At 73.2% G+C, this 4,955-nt stretch carries 4 protein-coding genes; 3 read left to right on the top strand and 1 reads right to left on the bottom strand.

What is annotated here, in order from left to right:
* The first annotated feature begins 60 nt into the window (after window positions 1-60).
* The gene (locus tag P1P75_RS39610) at window positions 61-1,206 is read left to right on the top strand and encodes an acyl-CoA dehydrogenase family protein (RefSeq protein WP_319264482.1); all 1,146 of its coding nucleotides are present in this window, start codon (window positions 61-63) and stop codon (window positions 1,204-1,206) included.
* Between the two features lie 8 nt (window positions 1,207-1,214).
* Window positions 1,215-2,264, top strand: coding sequence for a Zn-dependent alcohol dehydrogenase (locus tag P1P75_RS39615; RefSeq protein WP_319264484.1), 1,050 nt, complete (start codon window positions 1,215-1,217; stop codon window positions 2,262-2,264).
* 135 nt (window positions 2,265-2,399) lie between these two features.
* On the opposite strand, the gene P1P75_RS39620 is transcribed toward P1P75_RS39615, so the two are convergent.
* Window positions 2,400-3,470 carry a helix-turn-helix domain-containing protein gene (locus tag P1P75_RS39620; protein ID WP_319264485.1) on the bottom strand — a complete coding sequence of 357 codons (1,071 nt, stop codon included), beginning with the start codon at window positions 3,468-3,470 and terminating at the stop codon, window positions 2,400-2,402.
* 164 nt (window positions 3,471-3,634) lie between these two features.
* Between P1P75_RS39620 and P1P75_RS39625 the strand changes: the two genes are divergently transcribed.
* Complete coding sequence (locus tag P1P75_RS39625) at window positions 3,635-4,942, top strand: MFS transporter (protein WP_319264487.1); 1,308 nt, start codon at window positions 3,635-3,637, stop codon at window positions 4,940-4,942.
* Window positions 4,943-4,955 lie beyond the last annotated feature (13 nt).

Raw genomic sequence — 4,955 nt, forward strand, 5'->3', positions numbered from 1 at the left:
ACCCGATCCCACTCGATCTCCCTTGATCTCCCTTGATGTCCATCAATGTGAGGAGTGGCCGTGGAGTTCGGGTTCTCCGCCCTCGACGAGGCCTTTCGGGGCGAAGCCCGCGAATGGCTGGGGCTGCGCGTCCCGTACACCGGCGAACGCCGGGCCTGGGAACGGGCGCTCGGGGCGGACGGGTGGATCGGGATCGGTTGGGGGGAGGGCGGCTACGGGAACCGGGTCGCGAGCCTCACCCAACAGGTCGTCTGGGCCGAGGAGTACGTGCGCTCGGGGGCGCCGGGGCGGTCCGGGCACATCGGGGAGAAGCTGCTGGCGCCGACGCTGCTCGCGCACGGCACGGCGGAGCAGAAGGAGCGGTTCCTGCCGCCGATCGCGGCCGGGGCCGAGCTGTGGTGCCAGGGATACAGCGAGCCCGGCGCCGGATCGGATCTCGCGGGCGTGCGGACGCGTGCGGAGCGGGCGGCCGACGGGTCGTATCGCGTCACCGGACAGAAGATCTGGACCTCCCTCGCCCACGAGGCCGACTGGTGCTTCGTGCTGGCGCGCACCGATCCGGGGTCGGTACGGCACCACGGGCTGAGCTTCCTGCTCGTGCCGATGGACCAGCCGGGGCGCGTCGACGTGCGGCCGATCCGGCAGCTGACCGGGACGAGCGACTTCAACGAGGTCTTCTTCGACGGGGCACACGCGCGTGCGGAGCATCTCGTCGGCGCGGAGGGGGACGGCTGGCGGGTCGCCATGAGCCTCCTCGGCTTCGAACGCGGGGTGTCCACGCTCGCCCAGCAGATCGGGTTCGCCGAGGAACTGGGGCGCGTGGTCCGTACGGCCGTGGAGACCGGCGCCGCCGACGACCCCGTCGTACGCGAGGCGCTGGTGCGGCTGTGGGCGGAGCTGCGGACCATGCGGTGGAACGCGCTGCGGACGCTGGGGGGTTCGGCCGGGCCGGGCGCGCCCAGCGTGGCCAAGCTGCTGTGGGCGGGCTGGCATCAGCGGCTCGGTGAACTGGCGGTGCGGGTGCGGGGCGCGGAAGGGGGCGTGGGTCCGGCGCCCTGGTCGCCCTCCGCGCCGTACGAACTGGACGAGACGCAGCAGCTGTTCCTGTTCTCGCGGGCCGACACGATCTACGGCGGCTCGGACCAGGTTCAGCGCACGATCATCGCCGAGCGCGTGCTCGGACTGCCCAGACAGCCCAAGGGATAGGGGACGTGATGCGGGGCGTGCTGTTCGACGGGAAACGGGCCGAGGTCGTCGACGATCTGGAGGTACGGGAGCCTGGGCCGGGGGAGGTGCTCGTGGCCGTGTCGGCGGCCGGGCTGTGCCACAGCGACCTGTCCGTGATCGACGGGACGATCCCCTTCCCGGCGCCGGTGGTGCTCGGGCACGAGGGCGCGGGCGTGGTGGAGGTGGTCGGCGCGGGCGTCACGCACGTGGCGGCCGGCGATCATGTCGCCCTGTCCACGCTCGCCAACTGCGGGACGTGCGCGGAGTGCGACCGGGGGTGGCCGACGATGTGCCGGCAGGCCATCGGGCGGCCCGGCCGGCCGTTCTCGCGGGGTGGGCGGCCGGTGTACCAGTTCGCGTCCAACTCGGCGTTCGCGGAACGCACGGTAGTCAAGGCCGTCCAGGCGGTGCGCATCCCGAAGGACATCCCGCTGCCGTCCGCCGCGCTGATCGGCTGCGGGGTGCTCACCGGCGTCGGGGCGGTGCTCAACCGCGCGCGCGTGGACCGCGGGGACAGCGTCGTCGTCATCGGCACGGGCGGCATCGGGCTCAACGTGCTGCAAGGGGCGCGGATCGCGGGCGCGCTGCGGATCGTGGCCGTCGACGCGAACCCGGCGAAGGAGGAGGCGGCACGGCGGTTCGGGGCCACCGACTTCCTGACCTCCACCGAGGGCGTGCGGGACCTGCTGCCGACAGGCGCGGACCATGTCTTCGAGTGTGTCGGCCGGGTGGAGCTGATCCGCCAGGCCGTCGACCTGCTCGACCGGCACGGCCAGGCCGTGCTCCTCGGGGTGCCGCCCGCGACCGCCGAGGCGTCCTTCCGCGTCTCCTCCCTGTTCCTGGACAAGTCGATCCTGGGCTGCCGCTACGGGGCGTCCCGGCCGCAGCGGGACGTCGCCCTGTACGCCGAGCTGTACCGCACGGGCCGCCTCCTCCTCGACGAACTCGTCACCCGCACCTACCCGGTGGAGGACTTCGCGAAGGCGACGGCGGACGCGGAGGCGGGTCGGGTGGCGCGGGGGGTGCTGACGTTCTAGAGATCGTCGGCGCCCGCATGCCGGTCGTCACGGCCCCGTCGGCTCCGGTGCTCCGAGGCCCGGCGACTCGACGACCCCGGCGTGCGCGGAACACCCCGGCGTCGGCTGGGCGGCGAGGCGTGGCACGCCGCCCGTTCAGCGCGGGGCGCCGACGCGGCCGTGGCTCCGGTGGTTCTGGACGACTCGCGGCCCGATGGCTTCGGCGCCCTCCGTGGTGGTGGTTCTGGTGCGGAAGGTGCGGCGATAGGCCGTGGGGGTGACCCCGAGCGCCGCCTGTAGGTGCTGGCGCATCGACTGGGCGGTGCCGAAGCCGGCGTCCCGGGCGATCTGGTCGACGGAGAGGTCGGTGGACTCCAGGAGGTGCCGGGCGCGTTCGACGCGCTGCTGGGTGAGCCACTGGCCGGGGCTGACACCGACCTCCTCGCGGAAGCGGCGAGTGAACGTCCGTACCGACATGGCCTCCTGGGCGGCCATGTCGCGCAACTGGATCGGCTGATGGAGGCGGCCGAGCGCCCACGCGCGCGAGGCGGTCGTGCCGGACAGCTGCGGATCGGGCACGGGCCGCTCGATGTACTGCGCCTGCCCGCCGTCGCGGTGCGGCGGTACGACCGTGCGGCGGGCGACCTCGTTGGCGACGGCCGTGCCGTGGTCGCGGCGCACCATGTGCAGGCACAGGTCGATGCCGGCGGCGACGCCCGCCGAGGTCAGCACGTCGCCGTCGTCGATGAAGAGGACGTCGGGGTCGACCCTGACGCTGGGGAACAGTTCCTGGAGACGGGCGGCGTCGGCCCAGTGCGTGGTCGCGGGGCGGCCGTCGAGGACTCCGGCGGCGGCCAGGACGTACACACCGGTGCAGATGGAGGCGAGGCGGGTGCCGGGGCGGATGCGGGCCAGGGCGGCGGCGAGGTCGTCGGTCAGGACGCCCTCCTCGAAGACCGGGCCGAGTTCGTACGACGCCGGGACGATCACCGTGTCGGCGGTGGCCAGGGCCTCCGGGCCGTGCGCGACCTGGATGGCGAAGTCGGCGTCCGTCCCGACCGGGCCCGGCGGCCGGACCGAGCAGGTCACGACCTCGTACAGGTGCCGGCCCTCGGGGTCCCTGGGGCGGCCGAAGATGCGGTGCGGGATGCCCAGTTCGAAGGGGAGCAGGCCGTCGAGGGCGAGGACGACGACGCGGTGCGGGCGGAAGCCTGCGGAAGGGCTCATGGCCCGATCCTAACGAATATCGTCCTTCGGGCCACTCGCTCGGGCAGGCCGCGGGACCGAAGCTCTATGACGTGACTCAGGCAGACGTGACTCAGGCCGACGCGACGCAGGCGGACGACGTGAACCGGACAGGTGAGCCCGGGGAGGGTGGGGCCGTGGCGGATGTGGTCGATGCCGTCGCCGGGGCTTCCCGTGCCCGTGCCGGGAAGCGGCGGCCGCGGATCCACCGGGCGTGGTTCGTCGCCGCCGTCACCTTCGTCACGATCATCGGTGCGGCGGCCTTCCGCTCCCTGCCCGGACTGCTCATCGAGCCGCTGAACGCGGACTTCGGCTGGTCACGCGGCACGATCGGCGCGGCCGTCTCGATCAACCTCGCCCTCTACGGGCTCACCGCGCCCTTCGCCGCGGCGCTGATGGACCGTTTCGGCATCCGCAGGGTGGTGGCCGTCGCCCTGACCGTGATCGCGATCGGCTCCGGCCTGACGGTGTGGATGACGGCGGCCTGGCAACTGCTGCTGTGCTGGGGCCTGCTGGTGGGCCTCGGCTCGGGCTCGATGGCGCTCGCCTTCGCCGCCACGGTCACCAACCGCTGGTTCACCGAACGCCGCGGTCTGGTCAGTGGCATCCTCACCGCGGCCTCCGCCTCCGGCCAGCTGATCTTCCTGCCGCTGCTGTCCTGGATGATCACCCGCTACGACTGGCGCCCGGCGGCGGTGACGGTCGCTCTCGCCGCCCTCGCGGTCGTGCCCTTCGTCTGGCTGCTGCTGCGTGACCATCCGGCGGACGTCGGGCAGATGCCGTACGGGGCGAAGGAGTTCGTGCCCAAGCCGCCCCCGGTGCGGGGTGCGGCGCGGCGCACGGTCGCGGTGCTGTTCTCGGCGGTGCGCACGGGCCCGTTCTGGCTGCTGGCGGGGACCTTCGCGATCTGCGGCGCCTCCACGAACGGCCTGATCCAGACCCACTTCGTGCCGGCCGCCCACGACCACCACATGCCCCTCACGGCGGCGGCCTCCCTGCTGGCGGTGATCGGCGTGTTCGACGTGGTCGGCACGATCGCCTCCGGCTGGTTCACGGACCGCTTCGAACCGCGCCGCCTGCTGGCGGTGTACTACGCGCTCCGCGGCATCTCCCTGCTCTTCCTGCCGATCCTGCTGGCCCCGACCGTCCACCCCCCGATGATCTTCTTCATCGTCTTCTACGGCCTCGACTGGGTCGCCACCGTCCCGCCCACCCTGGCCCTGTGCCGCGAGCACTACGGCGAGGACAGCGCCATCGTCTTCGGCTGGGTCCTCGCCTCCCACCAGGTCGGCGCGGCCCTGGTCGCCTTCCTCGGCGGCGTGGCCCGCGACGCCTTCGGGTCGTACGACGTCGTCTGGTACGCGGCGGGGGCGCTGTGCGCGGCGGCGGCGCTGATGGCGCTGGTGATACGGCGCACGCCCGCGGTCCCGGCCCTGCCCACGGTGGTGGCTTGAGGGGTGGGTGGGC

Source organism: Streptomyces sp. ID05-39B, assembly GCF_033794725.1.
Taxonomy (GTDB): domain Bacteria; phylum Actinomycetota; class Actinomycetes; order Streptomycetales; family Streptomycetaceae; genus Streptomyces; species Streptomyces bobili.

Excerpts from the sequence above, each read along its gene's own strand:
- P1P75_RS39615 (WP_319264484.1), top strand. The coding sequence starts at position 1,215 with ATGCGGGGCGTGCTGTTCGACGGGAAACGGGCCGAGGTCGTCGACGAT.
- P1P75_RS39620 (WP_319264485.1), bottom strand. The coding sequence starts at position 3,470 with ATGAGCCCTTCCGCAGGCTTCCGCCCGCACCGCGTCGTCGTCCTCGCC.